Source organism: Acidovorax sp. LjRoot66, from assembly GCF_964253305.1.
Lineage (GTDB): Bacteria > Pseudomonadota > Gammaproteobacteria > Burkholderiales > Burkholderiaceae_C > Acidovorax.
In genome coordinates, this window is sequence record NZ_CAXUQU020000001.1 from 6,489,057 (window position 1) to 6,512,500 (window position 23,444).

The following is a 23,444-nucleotide window of genomic DNA, read 5'->3' on the forward strand; positions in this document are numbered from 1 at the left end:
GGCTACTGCGGCGCCCCTTGGGGTGCTTGGTACACCGGCAGCGATTTCACCAGCGCCCGGAACTCGGGCGAGTGCCGGAGCACACTGCCACCGGCCTCGATCAGGTCCGTGACCTCGTGCTGCTCGATGGAAAACGCCGTGGGGATCTGCAGCAGGCGCGGGCGCGCCACGTCGTCGGGCGAGTCGCGCAAATTGACCGACACCACGTGGATCTCGGCGTTCGGCGCGAACACGTCGCCGCCGCTGTGCGGACTCACGGCCAGGGTCTTGCGCCACTGCTCGGTGATGTCGCGCAGGTATTCCTGCGTCTCGCGTGTGGCGCGCGAGCCGGTGCCGAACAGAAGGGAATCCACCACCTGCAGCATGTCGGGCACCTTGTCGCTGGTGTCGATGTTGAACGAGGGGTCGCGCTCGGCGTTTACCGTGATCAGCACCAGCTTGCGGATGCTGCCCGGCGGGATGCCCACCTCGCTGAAGCTCTCGCGCAGGCCGCCGCCGGCCAGCGCGCGGTCAAGCAGGCGCTGCACGCCCAGATTGTCAGACAACCCACCATCCACCAGGTGGATGTAGGGCTTGCGCCTGGCATCGAGGTAGCTCTGCTCGTTGACCCGGTACAGCCGCGAACGATAGTCCCCTGCATTGGCGCGCGCCAGGTGGCTCCCTGCGGGGCGGGTGGCGCACTGGTCCGCATGGTTCTTCAGCGTCATCGGGCTGAGCAGCAGCGGCACGGCCGACGAGGCGGCCACCGCGAAGGACAGCGGCACGGTGCGCAGGTCCGAGCAGATCAGCGCGAACTGGTCCCAGGTGAACTCGAAACCCGTGCCCAGCGACATGTCGGTGGCGGTGATGAACAGCTGCGGGTGGCGAGGGCGCCTTTCCACGTCGCCAAAGGTCTTGCCGGCATAGAGCTCGTCGAGCCGCCGCGCCAGCAGGTGGGTGCGGCCGAGCCAGGGCGAAGTCAGGTCCACCAGGTTGCCAGGGCGCAGGGCCTGGGTGATCAGGCTGTTCTGGAAGTTCTGGCGCAGGAACTCATGCTCGAAGCGCGGCAGCCCCTCGATGCCATGCGCCGCATAGTAGGCGGCCACGATGCTGCCGCCCGAGACGCCGCTGACCACATCGGTCGCGTCGAGCAGCGTGGTGCGCCGACCGTTCCACTCGAACACCGTGTTCTGCATCTCGGTGAGTACGCCGAAACCGAAGGCCGCCGCGCGCGCACCGCCGCCCGAGAGGGTGACTGCGACCAGGATGCTTGGATCGCGCTGGGACGGGCGCTGCGTGACCGCCTGCTCCTGCAGCGGCATGGGCTCATTGACCCAGGGGCGTACCGATGAGCATGCCGACAGCATCCCCATGGCAGCCAGCAGCGCGCCGCGACGCATCCACCGTTGCGTTCTCTCTCCCAGGCTTGCAGAGCGCATGCGTTCTCCCTTTTCCCGGATCGTAACGGACCTTCAGCAGCCCAGCAGCGCCGGCAGCTCAGCCATGCTGCGGAACACCTGCGACGCACCGGCCGCACGCAGGGCATCGTCGCCAATGCCCAGCGGCGCATAGGCAAACACGGTGGCGCCCGCCGCGACGCCGGCCGTCACGCCGATGGTCGTGTCTTCCACCACGGCGCAACGCGCCGGATCGGCCTGCAGCGCGGCGGCCGCGGCCAGGTACACATCGGGTGCCGGCTTGGTGTGGGGAACCTCGTGGCCGCTGAAGATACGCCCCTCGAAGTACGGCATGAGCCCCACCTTGACCAGCTGCATCTCCACCTTGAAGCGGTCGGCCCCCGAGGCGCAAGCGATGCGCCCGCCGTGGTGGGCGTGCACGCGCTCGATGGTGGGGTGGATGTGCTCGATGGCCACGAGGTGCTGGTCCAGCTCGGCATTGCGGCGGGCATAGAAGGATGCCATCCACTCGTCGGTCAGCGGCCGGCCGGTCTCGGCCTCGATGCGGGCAGTGGCGCTGCGCACCGTGCGGCCGATGAAATAGTCCATGCACTCTTCGTGCGTGATGGCCCAGCCCGCTTCGTTGAGCATGGTGCGCAGCACGCCGTTGGTGATGTGCTCGCTGTCGACGAGCACGCCGTCGCAGTCGAACAGGATGGCTTCGAAGGTCATGGATCAAGGCTCACAAAAAAGAAAGGAGTGGGTCATTGCTGGTCGCCATCGACATAGAACCAGCGCCCGTCCTCGCGCACGAAGCGGCTGGTCTCGTGCAGGCGCACGGCGCGGCCGCCCACGCGGTAGCGTGCGACGAACTCGACTTCGGCCATGTCCTCGCCCGTGCTGCGCTGGCTGCGCACCGTGAGGCCCAGCCAGCGTGCGCCGGGATCGAAGTCCAGTTGGGAAGGCCGGGTGCGCGGGTGCCAGGTGGCCTGCAGGTAGTCTGCCCGTTCGAGCACGAAGGCGCTGTAGCGCGAGCGCATGAGGCTGGGCGCATCGGGCGCAGGCGCGGTGTCGAAATGGTCGACATAGCGGCCGCAGCATGCGGCATAGGCCAGGGGTTGCTGGCGCGCGTTGGTCTGGCCGCAGGAGCAGGCGTTGGTGGGTTCAGGGGATGCCATGGGTTTTAGACTGCCATATCAGTTATCCACAATGCTGGGAATCACCCGCAGCGCATGAAACTGGCGCGGCCAAGGCCAGCGCCCCCGTGCAAGGGCCGCCCCGCCGCACCGAGGGCGTCCCCCTCCCAGATTGCGAAGCAATATGAGAGAGGGGCTGAGGGCCGCGGCTCCAAGCCTGCCTGCGCAGGCTTGGACGTGCCCGAAGAGCGGCCGCCCCTGGCGGACGCACCGAGGCGCGAAGCGACTCAAGGGGTGCTTCATTTCATTGCGCCAAATACCTTCTTGACCAAGGCACTGCCGGCGGCCGCAGGGTTCTGGCGAATGCGGCGCTCCTCCTCACCGATCATGAGGTACAGGCCATCGAGCGTGCGCCCGGTGACGTATTGGGCCAGGTTGGCATCCTCGGCCTTGAGCAGGCCGAAGCTGGCGGCCTTGCCGGCGAAGGCGTTGTACTTCTGCGTGAGGCCGACCTTCTCGGTGGCCTGGTTCACCACGGGCAGGAAGCGCTCGCCCAGCGCAGTGCGCGTCTTCTCGGCAAAAAAGGCCGTCACCGAGGTTTCGCCACCGGTCAGGATGTTCCTCGCGTCGGTCACGCTGATATTCTTGACGGCCTGCACCAGCAGGTCCTGGCCCAGTGGCACGGCAGCCTCGGCAGCGCGGTTGATGGAGGTGACCAGCTCGTCGATGCGCCGCCCCTGGCCCAGCGACTTCATGACCTTGGCGGCATCGTCCAGGGTGCCCGGCAGCCCGATGCGCACGCGCGGGTTGCCCAGGAAGCCATCGGGCCGGCCCAGGGAGGCGATGGCGGCCTGCACGCCCTGCGACAGGGCCGCCTTCAGGCCGCCCGAGGCATCGGCGGCCGACAGATCGCCCAGCGACAGGGCCTGCACGTTGCTGGCGTAGGCCAGCAGCAAGGTGCCCAGGGCGCCCAGGCTGGCTTGGTGGAATTCGCGACGCAGCATGCGTGGCCTCTCTGATCAAACACGATTAAAAATCAGGTCATCCACCCAGGCCTGCCGGCCTGCGTGGAAGCGCGATGGTGTCCGATTTTCGCCGACACTCGCACGCCGTAGACTGGCACGCATGAATATCACCACCCGAGGAGTCGAACCATGTGGGAAATGAGCGTGCCCTGGTGGGAGTTTGTGCTGCGCGGGGTCCTGGTCTACGTGTTTCTGCTGGTCTTCCTGCGGCTCACGGGCAAGCGCCAGACGGGGCAGTACGCGCCGTTCGACCTGGTGCTGCTGCTGATCCTGTCCAACGCCGTGCAGAACTCGATGAACGCGGGCGACAACTCGCTCATCGGCGGACTCATCTCGGCCAGCACCCTCATGGGCTGCCATGTGGTGCTGGCCAACCTGACCTTCCGCTTCGCCTGGCTGGAGCGCCTGATCGACGGCAAACCGCGCGTGCTGGTGGACCAGGGCAAGGTGCACACCGAGCTGATGCACAAGGAACTGCTCTCCACCGACGACCTGGAGGCCGCCCTGCGCGCCAGCGGCTGCCTGTACCTGCACGAGGTGGAGCGTGCCACCATCGAAACCAACGGGCAGATCACCGTGGTGCTGCGCAAACGCGACAGTGCCGGTTGAACCGCGTCAGCGCGGCGTATAGCACTTGCCGGCCGCAATGGCCGCAGTGACGGCAGGCCCCAGGCTGGCGGCATCGGGGAAGGCCGATGGCGTGGCCGTGTCCTCCAGCAGACACAGGTGGTTGGCCTTGCGCACCAACACCATTTTGGTCGGCCCCATGCTCGTGGCGATGTAGCGCCGGTTGCCCCAGAAAGCCGCAAGCTCGGCAGTGGCCTCGGTTCGCTCCTGCTCGAATGAGAACGTGCCGTTCAATGGGCCTGAGGACGCGGTGCCAGCGCCATCGCATTGGGGGCTGCGGTAAGACACCATTCCAGCGCCTACAGAAACAGAATTGCCGGAGCGTGAGAGGCGCCACAGATCCCGCAGCCCGGCCGATGCGCCGGTCACGGGCAGGCATTGGTCCTGCTCCCATGGGCCTTCGGACAAGGTGGCAAGAGGGGCACACCGCACCGCCACGCTGTCCACGCTGGTGGCAGCCACCGATCCGAAGCCGTTGCGCACCACGCAGCCTGAACCGGCGGGCGCAGTCTTCACGGTGATCGCGTACACCGCACCATCGACCAATGCCTTGGTGAAGGTGAAACCTCCATCCGCTGAAACGGTCAGGTCTTCACTGCCGCCATTGGTCAGTACCACCGACTGACCTGCTGATAGCCCGCTTGCCATACCGCCCAGCGTGTAGGTTGCTGCAGGCAGATTCACGCAATCGACCAGTACGCTGGCAACAGTGGAGGACAGCGTGCCTGCACCCTGCGAGACGGAGCACTGCTGGCCGGTGGGATGGGTCTTGATGGTGACGGCATAACTGCTGCCCGCAGGCCAACTGGCGGCCATCACGAAGCTGCCGTTGGCCCCCACCGTGAAATCGTCCGCGCCCTGGTTCTGCAACACCAGCGTCTGGCCGGCGGCCAAGCCGGTGACGGTGCCGCCCACCGTGTAGTGCACCGGCGCTGGCGGCGGTACGGACGGGCCCGGTGGCGTTGGAGTGGAGGGGTCGGGCGCAGCCGGGCTGTCGGCCCCACCACCACCGCCGCAGCCGCACAACAGGACAGCAGCCAGTCCCAGCGGCGCAAAGTGCCAGACAGCACGGGTATTCAAGTGGAAAGAACCGGGGACAACGCGCCGCGCGCGGGAATGAACAGACATGGGCAGCTCCTCTCAAGATGGTGGGAGCTCTGGGCGCATGGCATGCACTCTGGCCCCACCTGGTTGGTGTGCTGCCAGTGTCCAATCACCAGGTGCAATGGGCTGGTGATGCGGATCACCAGCAGTGCCCCGGGACCAGGTCCTCAAGGTATCAGGATGTAGCCACGCCTTTGCCAACCCTACTCCGGTAGGGTTTGCGCCGCACCCATCTTGCGGAACACTTGGCAGAATTTGCCTGCCACAGCGGTCTCCCCCCACCCAATGCCTCCAACGTCCCCCTACGCCATCATTCTTGACGACCATCCCCTGGTGGCGCGCGGGGTTGCAGAGTTCCTGCGTTCGCTGCGCCCTGACATGGAAATGCGGCTGGCCACCGATGCGGCCGACTGCCTGCAGCAGGTGGAGGTGCATGGGGCACCGGCGCTGGCCCTCATCGACTTCTGGCTGGTGGAAGGCGCGGCCCTGGGCCTCATTGCGCAGCTGCGTGCCAGTTGCCCCGGCACCGCCATTGCGGTGATGAGCGGCGATGACGACCCGCTCCTGGCCGAACGCGCCCGCGCAGGCGGAGCACATGGCTTTGTGCACAAGCAGGAGAGCCCGGGCACGTTTGCCCAGGCCGTGCATGCGCTGTTGGGCGGGCTGACCTGGTTCGTGCCCGCAGGGCGCGTGCAGCCCGGCGGGCTGCGCAGCCGCGAGCTGCCGGTGACCCCGGCCGAGCTGGGCCTGTCCGCACGCCAGGGGGAGATCCTTGCACTGGTGCTGCTCGGCCAGCCCAACAAGCGCATCGCGCTGGACCTGGCCTTGTCGGAGAGCACGGTGAAAGAACACATCACCGCCATCCTGCAGCGCCTGGGCGCGCGCAACCGCATCGAGGCCATCACCCAGCTGCGCGGGCGCAGGCTGGTCTTGGCAGGACCTGCGGGCTGATGGCCTCGCCGGCGGCAGCGCCCTCGGCCGAGTGGTCCGACGACGCCCCCATCAGCATGGAGGGGCGCGCCCGCCTGCTGCAGATGACCTTTGGCCTTCTGCTCACCAGCATCTTCGTGCTGCCGCTGCTGGCACTGACGCTCACGCTGTTCTATGCGCAAGGGCACGATGCGCGCTGGATGTGGGCATGGTGCGGCTTCTACGCCCTGTTTGCCGGGGTGATGGTCGTGCAGCGGCGCCTGCATCTGCGCGACCGCAAGCGCCTGGATGCCGAGGCATTGGTGCGCAAATGGAAGCCCCGGCTCGAAACATGCGCCTTGCTGCACGGAGCGGGCATCACCGCGCCCATGGCCATCGTGGCGGGCCACGCGAGCTACGACTTCGCACTGTTGCTGCTGGTGACCAACGCCGCCATCATCGTCGGCAACGCCACACTCCAGACACCCGTGCTCAGCGTGTTCATGCGCTTGTTCATGGCGGGCTGGAATGCATCGCTGCCCCTCCTGATCTGGTTGTTTCCGGACCATTGGCCTTTCATCCTGCCGTTGGCGCTGCTGCACAGCCTGATCATCTACCGCCACGCACATACGACGCACCGCTTCTTCGTGCAGCAGATCCGGCTGGAGGAACGCGGCGCGCAGATGGCGGCGCGCTACCTGGCGGCACGTGATGAAGCCCAGGCGGCCCTGGAAGAGAAGAACCGCTTTTTGAGCACTGCCGCGCACGACCTGCGCCAGCCCGTGCACGCCATGGGCCTGCTGGCCGAAGCCATTGCACGGCGCAACCGCGATGGGGGCCTGGATGCGCCCCTGGCCGACCTGCAGCGCAGCGTGCGCTCGGTGAACCTGATGTTCAACTCGCTGCTGGACCTGTCGCGCATCGAAAGCGGCCATGTAACCGCGCATGCCGGTCCCGTGGCGCTGGATGCGCTCTTCGACGATGTGCTCGCGCTGTTTCGCGAGGAGGCGCGCACGCGTGGCCTGCTGCTGCGCGTGCGCCCACCAGGCCCCCAGGCCGCCGCTCTGGCCGATGCGGACCTGCTGCGCCAGTCGGTCGTGAACCTGGTGCACAACGCATTGCGCTACACCGTGCGCGGCGGCGTGCTGCTCACCGCCCGCCCGCGCCGCGGGGGCTGGCAGATCGAGGTATGGGACACCGGTGTGGGCGTAGCCCTGGAGGACCAATTGCGCATCTACTCGCCCTTCTACCGCCCGCGGAACGCCTGGAACATCGACAACAACGGCCACGGCCTCGGCCTTGCCGTCGTCGCGCGCTGCGCCAAGCTCATGGGTGCGGACTATGGGCTGGTCTCGCGCCTGGGCAAGGGGTCTCGGTTCTGGCTGCACCTGCCCCATGCCACCCTGGTCGAGAGCGACCCCCAGCAGGCACGCTACAGAGGCCTGGCATGGGACGCAGGCGAGGGCAGCGGCCGACCCGACCTGAGTTCGCTGGCGGGCACCTGCATGGTCATCGACGACGACCCGCAGGTGGCCGCAGCCTGGTCAGCGCTGTTGCAGGCCTGGGGCATCGACGCCCGCTTTGCCAGCTGTGCCAGCGAGGCCTGGGACCTGGTGGACGGCGGCTTTCGCCCCCGCGCCATCCTGTGCGACCAGCGCCTGCGCTCGGGCGAGAGCGGCTTCGACATCCTGCGGGCGCTTATGGCGCACTGCCCCGACGCCTATGGCGCCATGGTCAGCGGCGAACTGCATTCGCCCGATCTGCAGGAGGCCGAGAACCAAGGCTACCTGGTGCTGTCCAAGCCGCTCGATGTGGTCCGGCTGCACGCCGTGCTGGCCCAGTGGCTGGCGCCCCGGTACAGCCACTGACGAAGCCCGTTGCGCATGGACACGCCAGAGCACCTGTTGGAAACCAGCACGCCCAGCGACGAAGGCCGTTTGCGGCTGCTCAGTGCCGCCTTTGCCCGCCTGCGCCTGAGCATGATGGCCATGCCCTCCATGGGCCTGCTGTTCGGAGGACTTTTGGCCTGGCTGGGCGGAAACCCCGTGGGGCTTTTCGTGTGGGGGGCACTTTACCTGCCGGCCTTGTGGGCCGTATGGCGGCTGCATCGCCGCTACCTGCGGGATCAGTCGGAACGCAAGGCCATGGAGGTGCTCGCCACCTGGCAGCCACGCTTGCAATGGCTCGCGCTGGGCCACGGAGGGGCCCTGTCCCTGTTGGTCGCGCTGTCCATCACGGGTGCGACCTATGACTTCATGCTGCTGCTGCACACCACCCTCATGGGGATCGCAGCCGTCAATGCGGCGCAGATGACCGCTCACTGGGGCATCTATCGCGCGCTGTTCTTCGGCATGGCCTGGAGCCTGGCGCTTTTGCCCTGGTCGTTTCCGGGACACTGGTATTTCATCCTGCCCATGACGCTGGTGATGAACCTGGTGATCTACCGCAGTGCCTTCCATGCGCACCGCTTCTTCGTGCGCCAGATCGTGCTCGAGGAGCGCAGCCGGGACCTGGCCGAGCGCTACCTCCGGGCCAGCCGCGCCGCAGAGACGGCCCTGGCGGAGAAAAACCGCTTTCTGAGCACCGCCGCGCACGACCTGCGCCAGCCCGTGCATGCGATGGGCCTGCTGGCCGAAGCCATTGCCCTGCATGGCCAGGGCATCCCGCGGCTGGAGGGCCTGCTAACGCAGTGGCGGCTCAGCATGCGCTCGGTGAGCCACATGTTCGATGCCTTGCTGGACCTGTCGCGCATCGAGTCGGGCGCGGTGGAACTGCGGCCCGCACCCGTAGCACTGGCCAGCTTGTTCGATGACCTGCAGACCCAGTTCTCCACGGAAGCGGCGGCCAGGCGCCTGGCACTTCGCCTGCACCGGCCGCCCCATGAGGCCACGGTGCTGGCCGACCCTGCGCTGGTGCGCCAGTCACTGGCCAACCTGGTGCACAACGCGCTGCGCTACACGCCGCACGGCGGGGTGCTGGTGGGCGCGCGGCGGCGTGGCCAGCACTGGCGCATCGAGGTGTGGGACACCGGGGTGGGGGTGGCCCTGGAAGAGCAGGGCCAGATCTACCAGGCCTTCTACCGCCCCCACCACGCATGGGAGCTGCACCGCAGCGGGCATGGCCTGGGACTGGCCGTGGTGGCACGCTGCGTGGCACTGATGGGCGCCCGCCAGGGCCTCCAATCCCAGCTCGGAAAGGGCTCGTGTTTCTGGATCGAGCTGCCTGCCACCGAGGCGCCGCCGCTGTCCGCCCAGTTGGCGCCGATGGGCGCGCAAGGGCGCCACGGCCCGCTGCAGGGGCGCTGCCTGGTACTGGACGATGACCCGCAGGTACTGGGAGCCTGGTCGGCCCTGCTCGGCACCTGGGAGGTGGAAGTGCGCCTGGCCTCCAACGCGGGCGAGGCCTTCGCCCACATCGAAGCCGGGTTCACGCCGCAGGCCATTCTGTGCGATCAGCGGCTGCGCTCGGGGGAAAGCGGCTTCGAGGTGCTGCGAGCCCTGCTGGAGCGATACCCCGATGCGCACGGCGCCATGGTCAGCGGCGAGTTCGATGCGCCCGAGTTGCAGGAGGCCGACGCGCAAGGCTACCTGGTGCTGCGCAAGCCGGTCGACGCCGCCACGCTGCACGCCCTGCTGGCGCAGTGGCTGCGGCCCACCGGCGCGTGAGCGCGACTCAGAGGCTGGGAATTTTTTGGCCGTGTCCGAAGTGCGCGTCAAAACGCCTCGGATCTAGGCGCAAAGCACAGCCATAGCTCGGGCTATGGCGAGCATTTGTAACAACGAGCCGGGGTGTTTTGGCGGGCAAGGCGGGCATGGACGAAAGATTCTCAGCCTCTTAGGCCAGGGCGCGTTGGATGATGATCTTCTGCACGTCGCTCGTGCCTTCGTAGATCTGGCACACGCGCACATCGCGGTAGATGCGCTCGACCGGGAAGTCATTCACCACGCCATAGCCGCCCAGGGTCTGGATGGCGGCGCTGCAGACGCGCTCGGCCATCTCGCTGGCGAACAGCTTGGCCATGGCCGCCTCCTTGAGGCAGGGGCGCCCGGCATCGCGCAGCGCGGCGGCATGCCAGATGAGCTGGCGCGCGGCCTCGATCTGCGTGGCGCATTCGGCCAGGCGAAAACCCACCGCCTGGTGGTTGAAGATGGCCGTGCCAAAGCTCTCGCGCTCCTTGGAATAGGCCAGCGCCGCATCGAAGGCGCTGCGCGCCATGCCCACGCTCTGCGCGGCGATGCCGATGCGCCCGCCTTCGAGCGCCCCGAGGGCGATCTTGTAGCCCTCGCCCTCGGCGCCGATCAGGTTCTCGGCCGGGATGCGGCAGTTGTCGAAGTTGATCTGCGCCGTGTCGCTGCTGTGCTGGCCCAGCTTGTCTTCCAGGCGCGCCACCACGTAGCCGGGGTTGTCGGTGGGCACGAGGAAGGCGCTCATGCCCTTCTTGCCCGCGCCCTTGTCGGTCACGGCGATGACGATGGCCACATGGCCGTTCTTGCCGCTGGTGATGAACTGCTTGACGCCGTTGATCACGTATTCGTCGCCCTGGCGCACGGCAGTGGTGCGCAACGCAGAGGCGTCGGACCCCACATGTGGCTCGGTCAGGCAGAAGGCGCCCAGCATGCGGCCCTGGGCCAGCGGCGTGAGCCAGTCCTTCTTCTGCTGCGCATTGCCATAGCGCATGAGGATGGCGTTGACGGGGCAGTTGGTCACGCTGATGGCGGTGCTGGTGCCACCGTCGCCCGCAGCGATCTCTTCGAGCACCAGGGCCAGGGTCACGTAGTCGAGGTTGGCGCCGCCCAGCTCTTCGGGAACGCAGATGCCATAGGCACCTAACGCGGCCAGGCCCTGGTGCGCCTCTTTGGGAAAGTGGTGCTCCCTGTCCCAGCGCCCCGCGTGGGGCCACAGTTCGGCCTGTGCAAAATCGCGCACGGCGTCGCGGATCATTTCCTGGTCTTGGGTCAGCAGCATGGGGTCTCCGAAAGCACTTGTTGTTGGAAAGGAAGAAAGGCGGGCACGGCTACCAGTGATCAGCACGCCGGCCGTCATGGTGCAGCAGGCGCCCCTTGTCGGCACCGGTCACGCTGGCCAGGGTGGCACGCATGCCGCGCACGCTCTCCTGCACCGTGAGCGGGGCCTCGCCGCCGCCCATCTCGGTCTGCACCCAGCCGGGGTCGATGGTGACGAGGGTGGCGCCCGGGTAGTCGTGCTGGGCCGAGGCCACGGCCATGTTGAGGGCGGCCTTGCTGGTGCGGTAGAGCCAGGAGTCGCTGTCGTCCACGCTGCCGATCTGCGACATGGAACTGGACACGAAGGCGAACACGCCCTGCGCGTCGGCCACCATGGGCGCCACCTGAGGCAGGGCCTGCATGGCGCCCAGCACGTTGGTGTGCATGACGGCGTCAAAATCCTGCTGCGTGGGCGGCGTGAGCGCGTTGGGCCTGCGGATCACGCCCGCCACGTACAGCGCCAGGTCGATCTTCTCGCCGTCGAGCAGCCAGGACAGGCCGCTCACGCTGGCGGGGTTGGCCACGTCCACCGTGAGCGGCTGGGCCCCCAGTGCCTGCAGGCGCTCACGCCCGGCGTCGTCGCGCGCGGTGGCGATCACGCGGTCGCCGGCCTCCACGTACTGGCGCGCCAACTCCAGGCCGATGCCGCGCGATGCGCCGATGATGAGAATCGTTGCCATGGGATGGGAATCCTTTTCAGATGAAAGCGCTGGTCAGTGGATGGCGAACTCGAAATAGCCCGACCAGGCGGGATCGAAGCTCGTGGTGGTCTCCAGCGAGGCGGCCTCATCGCGCAGCAGCAGCGGCGCCAGTGCCTGCTTGGCCAGCTGTTCATCGCCCACGTAGTACACGGCCTTGCGGCGCCCGCTGCGGGTCATGGTGTAGGCCAGGATGCCCAGCTGCGACAGTTCCAGCAGGGTGGCCGCCTGATCGTGCAGGTCCTGCGCAACCTGGAGCTCGTCGCGGTCACCGACGGGAATGTCCAGCGTGAGGGCATAGGCCAGGTCGGCGCGCATCGCGACCGGGTTGGCACTGCGGTTGACCATCACCAGCGCCGTGTCCTGCGGCTCGCCGGCGTCTTCGTCGTCCGACCCGCCAAAGGCCAGGGTCATGCCCCCCCAGACATGCTCGCCGCTGGGAAAGTCGCCGGTGCGCCCCAGGGTTTCGCTCCAGTAGCGGTCGAATACGGGGGGCAGCAGGCTGAGCGGGGTCCACTCGGCATCCGGGTCTGCGGACTCGTCTACGAAGTCCACGGCACCGACCTTCACGGCAAAGTCATACTCACCCAGCACATGGTCGATCATGATGAAGGCCATGTTGCGCGCATGGTCCTGAAAATCCTGCGGGATCTCGCGGCCGAAACGGATCTCGAGCGCTGCCTGGCCGTCGTCCTGGCTGCAGGCGATCAGCACCTCGGAGGTGGACAGCTCGAAGCCGTCCATGCCGATGGGAAAGTCCGGCTGCTGCGTGCGCTCGCGGAACGCCCGCAGGGTGTGGTGCTGCAGCCGGGGCGCGGCGGCCACCACCTGCATCAGGAGGGGAAAGCATTCGATGCTGCCGTGGGCGGTGACGATCATGTCCACCACCGCATCCCCGTCGCCACCGGACATCTCCAGCGCCAGGCCTTCCAGGTGCCGCTCCAGCAGCACATTGCCCTCCTCCACACGTTCGCGCAAAGGCATGGCATGCAGGGCAGCCTCGGTGTCGGCGAACTCGCGCCAGAAGGCGGTGATGGCGGCGGTGCTGGATTCCATGGCAGCGTGCTCCGGGGCGGAGGATGGTGGTGGCGAAGTCGCTATTGTTGGCCGAATATGCCGGGCTGAAATCAGACCAGTTCCAGCGCCATGGCCGTGGCCTCGCCGCCACCGATGCACAGCGTGGCCAGGCCCTTGGTGAGGCCCCGGGCCTTGAGCGCATGGATCAGCGTGACCATGATGCGCGCGCCGCTGGCACCGATGGGGTGGCCCAGGGCGCAGGCGCCGCCGTTCACGTTGACCTTGTCGTGCGGCAGGTCGAGCTCTTTCATCAGCGCCATGGGCACCACGGCGAAGGCCTCGTTGATCTCCCACAGCTGCACGTCGCCGACGGCCCAGCCGGCCTTGGCCAGCGCCTTCTGCGTGGCGCCCAGGGGGGCGGTGGCGAACCACTCGGGCTCCTGCGCGTGCGTGGCATGGCTCACGATGCGGGCGATGGGCTTGCAGCCGAGCTTCTTGGCCGTCGATTCGCGCATCATCACCAGCGCGGCGGCGCCGTCGTTGATGCTGGAGCTCGATGCGGCGGTGATGGTGCCGTCCTTCTTGAAGGCGGGCTTCAGGCTGGCGATCTTTTCGAGCTTGACCTTGCCCGGGCCTTCGTCCACCGACACCAGGGTCTCGCCCGCACGGGTCTTGACGGTGACGGGCACGATCTCGGCCGCGAACGCGCCGGACTCGGTGGCGGCCTTGGCGCGCTGCACGCTGGCGGTGGCGAACGCGTCCTGCTGCTCGCGCGTGAACTGGTACTTGGCGGCGCAGTCTTCACCAAAGGTGCCCATGGAACGGCCGGCCTCGTAGGCGTCTTCCAGGCCGTCGAGCATCATGTGGTCGAAGATGCGGTCGTGGCCCAGGCGGTAGCCGCCGCGGCCCTTCTGCAGCAGGTAGGGGGCGTTGGTCATGCTCTCCATGCCGCCGGCCACCATCACGTCGTGCGTTCCGGCCAGCAGCATGTCGTGCGCCATCATCGCGGCCTTCATGCCCGAGCCACACATCTTGGACAGAGTGACCGCACCCGCGCCCTTGGGCAGGCCGCCCTTGAAAGCCGCCTGGCGCGCAGGCGCCTGGCCCTGGCCGGCCATCAGGCAGTTGCCGAACAGCACTTCGCCCACGGCGTCGGGCGAGACACCGGCGCGCTCCATGGCGGCCTTGATCGCGGCACCGCCCAGGTCATGGGCGGACAGGCTGGAAAAATCGCCCTGCAGCGAGCCCATGGGGGTGCGTGCGGCGCCGACGATGACGATGGGATCCTGGTTCATGGTGTTGTCTCCTGAAAGGTGAGGGGGTGAGTCGCTAGGGTTGCGGTGGGATGCCACGGGCTGAAAGGGCTGGCCCGTCAGTCGCGCGGCGCTCCCGTGAAGCGGCGGTCGGTGTCGTAGGGGAATACGTCATAAACATGGCCCGCCTGGATGCGTTCCTTGTGCGACTGCCAGAAGGCGGCGTCCAGCAGGTCGCTGTGGTGCTGCATGAACACGGCGCGCACGGCGTCGTTGCCCAGCAGGAAGGGGCCGAAGGTCTCTGGAAACACGTCGCGCGGGCCCACGGCGTACCAGATCTCGCCGCTCATCTCTTCTTCTTCGTTGCGCGGCGTGGGCACACGGCGGAAGTGGCAGTCGGTGAGGTATTCGATCTCGTCGTAGTCGTAGAAAACGACCTTGCCGTTGCGCGTGACGCCGAAGTTCTTCCACAGCATGTCGCCCGGGAAGATGTTGGCCGCCACCAGGTCCTTGATGGCGTTGCCGTACTCGATGACGCTGTGTTCCATCTGCTGGCGCGCGCGGTTGTCCGACAGGCCGGTGTCGAAGGCCTCCTGCAGGTAGATGTTGAGCGGGATCATGCGCCGCTCGATGTACAGGTGCTTGATGATGACCTCGGTCTGGCCGTCGCCGTCGCGGTCGCTGATTTCGAGCTGGCTGGGTGCGAACTTCTGGATCTCGGCGATCAGCTCATCGTCGAAGCGGTCGCGGGGAAAGGCCACCTCGCTGTATTCGAGCGTATCGGCCATGCGCCCTACGCGGTCGTGCTGCTTGACCAGGAGGTACTTGGCCTTGATCTGCTCGCGCGTGGTCTCCTTCTGGTGCGGAAAGAAGTCCTTGATGAGCTTGAACACGAAGGGGAACGACGGCAGGTCGAACACCAGCATGACCATGCCCTTGATGCCGGGCGCGATGCGAAAGCGGTCGCTCGAATGCTTGAGGTGGTACAGGAAGTCGCGGTAGAACAGCGTCTTGCCCTGCTTGGCCAGGCCCAGGGCGTTGTAGATCTCGGCGCGCGGCTTGCGCGGCATGAGGCTGCGCAGGAACTGCACGTAGGCGCTCGGGATCTCCATGTCCACCATGAAGTAGGCGCGTGCAAAGCTGAACAGCATCTGCAGATCGTCCTCGCCGAACAGGGCCGCGTCGATATACAGGCGGCCCTCGTCGTCGTGCAGGATGGGCAGGGCGAACGGCACTTCCTGGAAGCCGTTGATGATCTTGCCCACCACGTAGGCGCCCTTGTTGCGAAAGAACAGGCTGGCCAGCACCTGGATCTGGAAATTGGCGCGCAGGCGCACCTTGTCCAGGCGGCCCTGCATGGCGCGCAGCACATGGCCGGTGTCACGCGGCAGGTCGGCGAAGCTGCCCTGCAGCTGGAAGTTGTCGATGATGCGGGTGAGCGTGTCGTGCAGGCTCTCGCGCGAGGGGTAGTAGGCGCGGTAGGTGGGTCGGGCGGCCGGCTCTTCGTTCTCGATGTACTCGGTGCTGACCGCAGGCCGCACGAAGATGAAGTCGTTGTGGAAGTGGGTGCGGTGCAGGATCTTGCAGGTCACCGAGTTGAAGAAGGTCTCGGCCAGCTCGGGTTGGTGGTGGTTGACCAGCAAGCCGATGTAGTGCAGCTTGACCTGGTGCCACACGTCCATGGGCTGGGTGCCGGCGTCGTACTCCTTTTCGAGCCGGCGCACGCACTCCTTGACGCGCAGGTCGTAGAACTCGATGCGCTCGCGCTGGGCGCGCTGCTGGCCATGCCAGTCGGCGGTCTCGAAGCGGTGCTTGGCACGCGCGGACTCGGTGCGGAACAGGCGGTAGTGGCGGTTGAAGCCATCCATCATCGCCTTGGCGATGTCGTACGCCTGAGGCGAGTCGAGTCGTTGCGGGAACATGGGCTGCCTACCGATCCTGCAGGGGGCCTGCGGGCTCAGCCCCGCCGGGTGGCGGCTACGCCGGCGATGGCGGCCCTGTACAGCGAGTCCAGGCCCTCGGTGCCGGCGATGGTCATGTGCAGGTCGTTGATGAGCCCGTCCTTGAGGCCATAGCACCAGCCGTGCAGGGTGACCTTGTCGCCGCGGCCCCAGGCGTCGAGCATCACCGTGGTCTGTGCGATGTTGACCACCTGCTCGATGGCGTTGAGCTCGCACAGCACATCGTGGCGCCACTCGGGTGCGGTGGCGGCAATCAGCTCACGGTGGCGGTCGCGCACGTCCTGCACGTGGCGGATCCAGTTGTCGGCCAGGCCCACGCGCGTGCCCTCCAGCGCGGCCAGCACGCCGCCGCAGCCGTAGTGGCCCACGACCATGAGGTGCTCGATGTGCAGCTGGTCCACCGCGTACTGGATGGTGGACAGGCAGTTCAGGTCGGTGGGCACGACCACGTTGGCCACGTTCCGGTGCACGAACACTTCGCCCGGCTCCAGCCCGGTGATCTGGTTGGCTGGCACGCGGCTGTCGGAGCAGCCGATCCACATGTACTTGGGCTTTTGCTGTGCCAGCAGGCCGGTGAAGAAGCCAGGGCGTTCACGCTCCATCTGGGCCGCCCATGCGCGGTTGTGGACAAACAGGTCTTCGATGGATGTGGGCATGGGTTTCTGGCTCTCAATAAGGTCAATGGGCCTGCCGTTTCAGCAGGTCTCGGCAAACAGCTCCCGGCCAATCAGCATGCGGCGGATCTCGCTCGTGCCCGCGCCGATCTCGTACAGCTTGGCATCACGCCACAGGCGCCCCAGGGGGTACTCGTTGATGTAACCGTTGCCGCCGAAGATCTGCACGCCCTCACCCGCCATCCAGGTGGCCTTCTCGGCACACCAGAGAATGACGCTGGCGCAGTCCTTGCGGACCTGGCGCACATGGTCGGTCCCCAGCATGTCCAGGTTCTTGGCCACGGTGTAGGCAAACGAGCGCCCCGCCTGGAGCACGGTGTACATATCGGCCACCTTGCCCTGAATGAGCTGGAATTCGCCGATGCTCTGGCCGAACTGCTTGCGGTCGTGAATGTAAGGGATCACGTTGTCCATCACCGATTGCATGATCCCCAGGGGGCCTCCGGTCAATACCGCGCGCTCGTAGTCCAGCCCGCTCATGAGCACCTTGGCGCCCTGGTTCAGGCCGCCCAGGATCTGCGAGGCCGGCACCTCGACGTTGTTGAACACCAGCTCGCCCGTGTGGCTGCCACGCATGCCCAGCTTGTCGAGCTTTTGCGCCACGCTGAAGCCGGGCATGCCCTTTTCGATCAGGAAGGCGGTGACGCCGCGCGCGCCCAGCTCAGGCTCTGTCTTGGCATAGACCACCAGGGTGTCGGCGTCGGGGCCGTTGGTGATCCACATCTTGCTGCCGTTGAGCAGGTAGTAGCCGCCCTTGTCCTCGGCCTTGAGCTTCATGCTGATCACGTCGGAGCCGGCGCCCGGCTCGCTCATGGCCAGCGCACCCACATGCTCGCCACTGATCAGCTTGGGCAGGTACTTGGCTTTCTGCGCCTCGCTGCCGTTGCGGTTGATCTGGTTCACGCACAGGTTGCTGTGCGCGCCGTAGGACAGACCCACGGAGGCGCTGGCGCGCGAGATTTCTTCCATGGCCACCATGTGCGCCAGGTAGCCCATGGCGGCACCTCCGTACTGCTCGGGCACGGTGATGCCCAGCACCCCCAGTTCGCCCATCTTGCGCCACAGGTCCATGGGGAACTGGTCATTCTTGTCCACCTCGGCGGCACGCGGGGCGATCTCGGCCTGGGCGAAATCGCGAACAGCGTCGCGCAGCGCGTCGATGTCTTCGCCCAGCTGGAAGTTCAGGCCTGGAAGGTTGGCGGGGATGCTCATGGTTTGTCTCCTGGTAGGAAGTAAAGATGGTGGTGAGGATTCGATCTCAGTTGTCCATAGCGCTGCGCGTCACCCGCGACGCATGAAACTGGCGCGCGCGAGGCCAGTGCCCCCGCGCAAGGGCCGCCCCGCCGCGCTGGGGGCGTCCCCCTCCCGACTCGCGCAGCGAGTCGAGAGAGGGGTGAAGGCGCGAAGCGACTCAGGGGGTGCGTCATCTCAGCCGCGGATGTTGTCTCGGCCGGTCACGGCCATCAGCGTGCAGCCCATGGTGGCCACCAGCTTGTCGCCCTGGGCGCTCAGGGCATAGGCGCGCCCTTCGGTCACGGTGATGGTGCGGCCGGGCTTGAGCACCCGGCCTTCCATGCGAAAGCGCTCGCCCTGGGCAGGGGCCAGCAGGTTGATCTTGAATTCGATGGTGAGCACTGACGCATCGTCGCCCATCAAAGTGAACCCCGCATAGCCGCAGGCGGAATCGAGCGCTGTGGCGACCATGCCGGCATGCAGGAAACCGTGCTGCTGCGTGAGGCTGGCAGCCCAATCGAACTCGATGTCCACCGCACCCGGCTTGATGCGGGCCAGGCGCGCACCCAGCGTCTGCATGGCGCCCTGCAGCGCAAAGCTGTCTCTCACGCGGTCCGCATAGCGCGGGCTTCTTACCTCGAAAGCTGGGCTGGTCACGGCAGGTTCCTGGAAGGAAATTTGATTGACGTTTACGTAAACGTCAATTATGGCTCATTTTTGCTTCTCCACCTTGTCTAGCAGTGCCCGGGCCTCCTGCTCGTGCTCTTCCACCTCTTCCAGGTTGGCCTGCAGGTCGGCCAACTGCTCCTCCAACTGCTTGCGGTGCACGCCCAGCACCTCGAGGAATTTGCGCAGTTGCGCGCCCGTGTCGCGCGGACTGTCGTAGAGGTCGATGATCTCCTTGGCCTCGGTCAGCGACAGGCCCAGGCGCTTGGCGCGCAGGGTCAGTCGCAGCCGCGTGCGGTCGCGCGCGCTGTACATGCGGTTGCGCCCGGCCGGGCCGGTGCGCTGGGGCTGCAGCAGCCCCATGTCTTCGTAGAAGCGCATGGCTCGCGTGGTGAGGTCGAACTCTTTGGCGAGGTCACTGATGGTGTAGGAGGTGGCCATGGGGCAGTCGGGAGAATGCAGGTTTCGCACTGGCGACAGTCGCTTCGCGAACCGTCCCTACAATGCAGTGAATCTGACGTTTACGTTAACGTCAATGCTAACCCAAGCAGGCACCGCATGAACCCCCTCGAACACCAAATCACCTACCCCATGGGCGACACCCTTCCCGCACCCGGGGTGGCGATGGACGTGGCACCAGGGGTGCGCTGGATCCGCATGGGGCTGCCGTTTGCGCTGGACCACATCAACCTGTGGCTGCTGCGCGACCGCCAGCGCGTGGGCAACACCCTGGTGGACGGCTGGACGGTGGTGGACTGCTGCATCGACAACCCGCTCACGCGCGCGCAGTGGGAGGACGTGTTCGCCTCCAGCCTGGACGGGCTGCCCGTGCTGCGTGTGATCGTGACGCACATGCACCCTGACCACATCGGCCTGGCGCACTGGCTGTGCGCGCGCTGGAATGCACGCCTGTGGATCAGTGCCACCGACTACTACGCTGCACGCGCAGCGATAAGCAGCCGCGACGGATTCAGTGGCGAGGCCGGGACCGACTTCTACACCTCGCACGGTGCGCGTGACGAGGCGTTCCTCAGCCATGTGCACGGCCGTGGCTCCTACTACCACTCGCTGGTGCCGGACCTGCCCACCACCTACCGGCGCATGATGGACGGCGATGCCATCGAGATCGGTGGGCGCACCTGGAACTGCATCAGCGGCTATGGCCATGCGCCCGAACATATCGCGCTGCACTGCCCCGGGCTGTCGGTCTTGATCAGCGGCGACATGGTGCTGCCGCGCATCTCCACCAATGTGAGCGTGCATGCGGCCGAGCCCGAAGCCGACCCACTGCGGCTGTTTCTCAGCTCGATTGCGCGCTACCTGGACCTGCCAGCGGATACGCTGACCCTGCCTTCGCACGGCAAGCCCTTTACCGGCATGCACGTGCGCATAGGGCAGCTGCAAAGCCACCACCAGGACCGCTTGCAGGAAATCCTGGAGGCCAGCCGCACCGGCCCGCTGTCGGCCACCGACGTGCTGCCTGTGATGTTCAAGCGCCCGCTCGACCCGCACCAGATGACCTTTGCGCTGGGCGAGGCGCTCGCCCACCTGCACTTGCTGTGGCTCGATGGGCGCTTCGACCGGGTGATGGACGTCGAAGGGGTGTACCGCTTCGGACCGGCAGGGTCCCTTGCCGCTGCAGATCAGCAGGAGACGGCCAGCGCCGCCGCAGCCTAAAGCGAAGGTAAAGGCGCCGGCCGCTCAGAGGCTGGGAATTTTTTGGCCGTGTCCGAGGGGTGCGTCAAAACGCCTCGGATCCAGGCGCAAAGCACAGCCATAGCTCGTGCTATGGCGAGCATTTGCAACGACGATCCGGGGTGTTTTGGCGTGCAAGGCGGGCATGGACGAAAGATTCTCAGCCTCTCAGGCGTCCTGTTGCCGCTGTTGTTCCTCGATCTGGATGCGCAGGCGCTCTTCCTGCGCGCGCAATGCGGGCGTGAATTCGGCGCCGAAGTCCTCGGCGTCGAAGATCTGCCGGATCTCGACCTCGGACTCCCCCAGCATCGGATTCGGGCAGCGCTTGAGCCAATCGATGGCCTCCTGCAGCGAGGCGCACTTCCAGATCCAGAAGCCAGCAATCAACTCCTTGGTTTCCGCAAAAGGGCCATCGATCACCTGGCGTGCCTGGCCGGAAAAGCGCACACGGGCGCCCCTCGAACTGGGGTGCAGCCCGTCACCGTTCAGCATCACACCCGCCTGGACCAGTTCTTCGTTGAAACGGCCCATCTCGGCCATCAGCTGTTCGCTGGGCATCACGCCGGCTTCGCTGTTGGCATCGGCCTTGATCAGTACCATGAATCGCATCGGGATCTCCTCGTGGGGTGGGAAAGTCAGAGCGCACCAAGGCTCTTTCTGCACGACGGATGATGGACTGCCATTTCGACAGCAATGGTGAAATTTCGTACGGCCATGGCGCCATGGCGTGAAATGCCGGCACCGGCAACAGCCATGATTCGCCGGCCCAAACGCAAAACCCCCCAGTCCTTTGGAGACTGAGGGGATTTGGGGCTATAAGAGCCTGACGATGACCTACTTTCACACGGGAACCCGCACTATCATCGGCGCAAAGTCGTTTCACTGTCCTGTTCGGGATGGGAAGGAGTGGTACCAACTTGCTATGGTCATCAGGCATAACTTGGAGTCGACTTGCTCTTGGAGCAAGACAACGAATTCATAGAGTGGAATCAGATTTTATGTGTTTTGACTGCGTCAACTTGGCATAACAATCTTCGAAGCTTGCACACGTCCATGAAGGAGCGTACACGGCTATCAAAGTTATAGGGTCAAGCCTCACGAGCAATTAGTATCAGTTAGCTTAACGCATTACTGCGCTTCCACACCTGACCTATCAACGTCCTGGTCTTGAACGACTCTTCAGGGGGCTCAAGGCCCCGGCAGATCTCATCTTGAAACGAGTTTCCCGCTTAGATGCTTTCAGCGGTTATCTCTTCCACACTTAGCTACTCGGCAATGCCACTGGCGTGACAACCGATACACCAGAGGTGTGTCCACTCCGGTCCTCTCGTACTAGGAGCAGGCTTCCTCAAATCTGCAGCGCCCACGGAAGATAGGGACCAAACTGTCTCACGACGTTTTAAACCCAGCTCACGTACCTCTTTAAATGGCGAACAGCCATACCCTTGGGACCGGCTACAGCCCCAGGATGAGATGAGCCGACATCGAGGTGCCAAACACCGCCGTCGATATGAACTCTTGGGCGGTATCAGCCTGTTATCCCCAGAGTACCTTTTATCCGTTGAGCGATGGCCCTTCCATACAGAACCACCGGATCACTATGTCCTGCTTTCGCATCTGCTCGACTTGTCAGTCTCGCAGTTAAGCACGCTTATGCCATTGCACTATCGTCACGATGTCCGACCGTAACTAGCGTACCTTCGAACTCCTCCGTTACGCTTTGGGAGGAGACCGCCCCAGTCAAACTGCCTACCATGCACTGTCCCCGATCCAGATAATGGACCTAGGTTAGAACCTCAAACACACCAGGGTGGTATTTCAACGTTGGCTCCATGACATCTAGCGACATCACTTCAAAGCCTCCCACCTATCCTACACAGATCTGTTCAAAGTCCAATACAAAGCTACAGTAAAGGTTCATGGGGTCTTTCCGTCTTTCCGCGGGGAGATTGCATCATCACAAACATTTCAACTTCGCTGAGTCTCAGGAGGAGACAGTGTGGCCATCGTTACGCCATTCGTGCAGGTCGGAACTTACCCGACAAGGAATTTCGCTACCTTAGGACCGTTATAGTTACGGCCGCCGTTTACTGGGACTTCAATCAAGAGCTTGCACCCCATCATTTAATCTTCCAGCACCGGGCAGGCGTCACACCCTATACGTCCACTTTCGTGTTTGCAGAGTGCTGTGTTTTTATTAAACAGTCGCAGCCACCGATTTTTTGCAACCCCGTTGGGCTCCCTCTGTTCGAGTTCACCTACTTGGGGCATACCTTCTCCCGAAGTTACGGTATCAATTTGCCGAGTTCCTTCTCCTGAGTTCTCTCAAGCGCCTTAGAATACTCATCTCGCGCACCAGTGTCGGTTTGCGGTACGGTCGTGTGTAGCTGAAGCTTAGTGGCTTTTCCTGGAAGCAGGGTATCACTCACTTCGTCTGCAAGCAGACTCGTTATCACCCCTCATCTAAGCCCGGCGGATTTGCCTACCAGGCACGACTACAGGCTTGAACCAACATATCCAACAGTTGGCTGAGCTAACCTTCTCCGTCCCCACATCGCACTACACATCGGTACAGGAATATTGACCTGTTTCCCATCAGCTACGCATCTCTGCCTCGCCTTAGGGGCCGACTCACTCTACGCCGATGAACGTTGCGTAGAAAACCTTGCGCTTACGGCGAGGGGGCTTTTCACCCCCTTTAACGCTACTCATGTCAGCATTCGCACTTCTGATACCTCCAGCATCCGTTACCAGACACCTTCACAGGCCTACAGAACGCTCTCCTACCACGTGCAATAAATTGCACATCCGCAGCTTCGGTAACTGGCTTAGCCCCGTTACATCTTCCGCGCAGGACGACTCGATCAGTGAGCTATTACGCTTTCTTTAAATGATGGCTGCTTCTAAGCCAACATCCTGACTGTTTTAGCCTTCCCACTTCGTTTCCCACTTAGCCAATTTTAGGGACCTTAGCTGGCGGTCTGGGTTGTTTCCCTCTTGAGTCCGGACGTTAGCACCCGGTGCTCTGTCTCCCAAGCTGTACTCGTCGGTATTCGGAGTTTGCATA

At 65.1% G+C, this 23,444-nt stretch carries 20 protein-coding genes and 2 rRNA genes (1 of these 22 only partly in view); 5 read left to right on the forward strand and 17 right to left on the reverse strand.

Features of this window, described 5'->3' with window-relative positions:
• Nucleotides 1–2: 2 nt before the first annotated feature.
• The 4 genes from ACSQ3Y_RS30375 to ACSQ3Y_RS30390 form a co-directional block, all read right to left on the reverse strand.
• Complete coding sequence (locus tag ACSQ3Y_RS30375; RefSeq protein ID WP_200961099.1) at nt 3–1,379, reverse strand: patatin-like phospholipase family protein; 1,377 nt, start codon at nt 1,377–1,379, stop codon at nt 3–5.
• Nucleotides 1,380–1,451: 72 nt separating this feature from the next.
• A complete protein-coding gene (locus ACSQ3Y_RS30380; protein WP_057201556.1) occupies nt 1,452–2,108 on the reverse strand; it encodes an HAD family hydrolase in 657 nt (218 codons plus the stop codon).
• 32 nt (nt 2,109–2,140) lie between these two features.
• Nucleotides 2,141–2,554, reverse strand: coding sequence for a YchJ family protein (locus ACSQ3Y_RS30385; RefSeq protein WP_436179868.1), 414 nt, complete (start codon nt 2,552–2,554; stop codon nt 2,141–2,143).
• A gap of 257 nt (nt 2,555–2,811) precedes the next feature.
• Nucleotides 2,812–3,516, reverse strand: coding sequence for a DUF4197 domain-containing protein (locus ACSQ3Y_RS30390; RefSeq protein ID WP_436179869.1), 705 nt, complete (start codon nt 3,514–3,516; stop codon nt 2,812–2,814).
• 150 nt (nt 3,517–3,666) lie between these two features.
• On the opposite strand from ACSQ3Y_RS30390, the gene ACSQ3Y_RS30395 reads away from it, so the two are divergent.
• On the forward strand, nt 3,667–4,146 hold the full coding sequence (locus ACSQ3Y_RS30395; RefSeq protein WP_436179870.1) for a DUF421 domain-containing protein: 480 nt from the start codon (nt 3,667–3,669) through the stop codon (nt 4,144–4,146).
• 6 nt (nt 4,147–4,152) lie between these two features.
• On the opposite strand, the gene ACSQ3Y_RS30400 is transcribed toward ACSQ3Y_RS30395, so the two are convergent.
• Nucleotides 4,153–5,292, reverse strand: a complete 1,140-nt coding sequence (locus ACSQ3Y_RS30400; RefSeq protein WP_436179871.1) for a hypothetical protein — start codon at nt 5,290–5,292, stop codon at nt 4,153–4,155.
• 261 nt (nt 5,293–5,553) lie between these two features.
• Between ACSQ3Y_RS30400 and ACSQ3Y_RS30405 the strand changes: the two genes are divergently transcribed.
• The 3 genes from ACSQ3Y_RS30405 to ACSQ3Y_RS30415 are packed head-to-tail and all read left to right on the forward strand — an operon-like array spanning nt 5,554 to nt 9,842.
• Complete coding sequence (locus ACSQ3Y_RS30405) at nt 5,554–6,219, forward strand: LuxR C-terminal-related transcriptional regulator (protein ID WP_436179872.1); 666 nt, start codon at nt 5,554–5,556, stop codon at nt 6,217–6,219.
• A complete protein-coding gene (locus ACSQ3Y_RS30410; protein WP_436179873.1) occupies nt 6,219–8,045 on the forward strand; it encodes an ATP-binding protein in 1,827 nt (608 codons plus the stop codon). Before ACSQ3Y_RS30405 ends, ACSQ3Y_RS30410 begins: the two co-directional genes overlap by 1 nt.
• Nucleotides 8,046–8,060: 15 nt before the next feature.
• Nucleotides 8,061–9,842 carry an ATP-binding protein gene (locus tag ACSQ3Y_RS30415; RefSeq protein ID WP_428003382.1) on the forward strand — a complete coding sequence of 594 codons (1,782 nt, stop codon included), beginning with the start codon at nt 8,061–8,063 and terminating at the stop codon, nt 9,840–9,842.
• A 169-nt stretch (nt 9,843–10,011) separates the two neighbouring features.
• On the opposite strand, the gene ACSQ3Y_RS30420 is transcribed toward ACSQ3Y_RS30415, so the two are convergent.
• The 9 genes from ACSQ3Y_RS30420 to ACSQ3Y_RS30460 form a co-directional block, all read right to left on the reverse strand.
• The gene (locus ACSQ3Y_RS30420; protein ID WP_057201548.1) at nt 10,012–11,142 is read right to left on the reverse strand and encodes an acyl-CoA dehydrogenase family protein; all 1,131 of its coding nucleotides are present in this window, start codon (nt 11,140–11,142) and stop codon (nt 10,012–10,014) included.
• A 49-nt stretch (nt 11,143–11,191) separates the two neighbouring features.
• Nucleotides 11,192–11,860 (reverse strand): SDR family oxidoreductase, encoded by a 669-nt coding sequence (locus tag ACSQ3Y_RS30425; protein ID WP_057201547.1) that lies wholly within the window; start codon nt 11,858–11,860, stop codon nt 11,192–11,194.
• A 33-nt stretch (nt 11,861–11,893) separates the two neighbouring features.
• Nucleotides 11,894–12,934, reverse strand: coding sequence for a DUF695 domain-containing protein (locus ACSQ3Y_RS30430; protein ID WP_436179874.1), 1,041 nt, complete (start codon nt 12,932–12,934; stop codon nt 11,894–11,896).
• 71 nt (nt 12,935–13,005) lie between these two features.
• Nucleotides 13,006–14,190, reverse strand: coding sequence for an acetyl-CoA C-acyltransferase (locus tag ACSQ3Y_RS30435; protein ID WP_436179875.1), 1,185 nt, complete (start codon nt 14,188–14,190; stop codon nt 13,006–13,008).
• Nucleotides 14,191–14,267: 77 nt separating this feature from the next.
• On the reverse strand, nt 14,268–16,070 hold the full coding sequence (gene aceK, locus ACSQ3Y_RS30440) for a bifunctional isocitrate dehydrogenase kinase/phosphatase (RefSeq protein ID WP_305742314.1): 1,803 nt from the start codon (nt 16,068–16,070) through the stop codon (nt 14,268–14,270).
• Between the two features lie 35 nt (nt 16,071–16,105).
• On the reverse strand, nt 16,106–16,765 hold the full coding sequence (gene can / locus ACSQ3Y_RS30445) for a carbonate dehydratase (RefSeq protein WP_305742313.1): 660 nt from the start codon (nt 16,763–16,765) through the stop codon (nt 16,106–16,108).
• Nucleotides 16,766–16,804: 39 nt separating this feature from the next.
• Nucleotides 16,805–17,995 carry an isovaleryl-CoA dehydrogenase gene (locus ACSQ3Y_RS30450; RefSeq protein ID WP_436179876.1) on the reverse strand — a complete coding sequence of 397 codons (1,191 nt, stop codon included), beginning with the start codon at nt 17,993–17,995 and terminating at the stop codon, nt 16,805–16,807.
• A gap of 216 nt (nt 17,996–18,211) precedes the next feature.
• Nucleotides 18,212–18,673, reverse strand: a complete 462-nt coding sequence (locus ACSQ3Y_RS30455) for a PaaI family thioesterase (RefSeq protein ID WP_436179877.1) — start codon at nt 18,671–18,673, stop codon at nt 18,212–18,214.
• Between the two features lie 54 nt (nt 18,674–18,727).
• On the reverse strand, nt 18,728–19,123 hold the full coding sequence (locus ACSQ3Y_RS30460; protein ID WP_436179878.1) for a MerR family transcriptional regulator: 396 nt from the start codon (nt 19,121–19,123) through the stop codon (nt 18,728–18,730).
• A gap of 117 nt (nt 19,124–19,240) precedes the next feature.
• On the opposite strand from ACSQ3Y_RS30460, the gene ACSQ3Y_RS30465 reads away from it, so the two are divergent.
• Nucleotides 19,241–20,359, forward strand: a complete 1,119-nt coding sequence (locus ACSQ3Y_RS30465; RefSeq protein ID WP_436179879.1) for an MBL fold metallo-hydrolase — start codon at nt 19,241–19,243, stop codon at nt 20,357–20,359.
• A gap of 186 nt (nt 20,360–20,545) precedes the next feature.
• On the opposite strand, the gene ACSQ3Y_RS30470 is transcribed toward ACSQ3Y_RS30465, so the two are convergent.
• The 3 genes from ACSQ3Y_RS30470 to ACSQ3Y_RS30480 form a co-directional block, all read right to left on the reverse strand.
• Nucleotides 20,546–20,986: a YciI family protein gene (locus ACSQ3Y_RS30470; protein ID WP_436179880.1), complete on the reverse strand. Its 441-nt coding sequence runs from the start codon at nt 20,984–20,986 to the stop codon at nt 20,546–20,548.
• Nucleotides 20,987–21,198: 212 nt separating this feature from the next.
• Nucleotides 21,199–21,311: ribosomal RNA gene (rrf, locus tag ACSQ3Y_RS30475) — 5S ribosomal RNA — on the reverse strand.
• Nucleotides 21,312–21,461: 150 nt separating this feature from the next.
• A 23S ribosomal RNA gene (locus ACSQ3Y_RS30480) occupies nt 21,462–23,444 on the reverse strand; it runs 896 nt beyond the window's last position.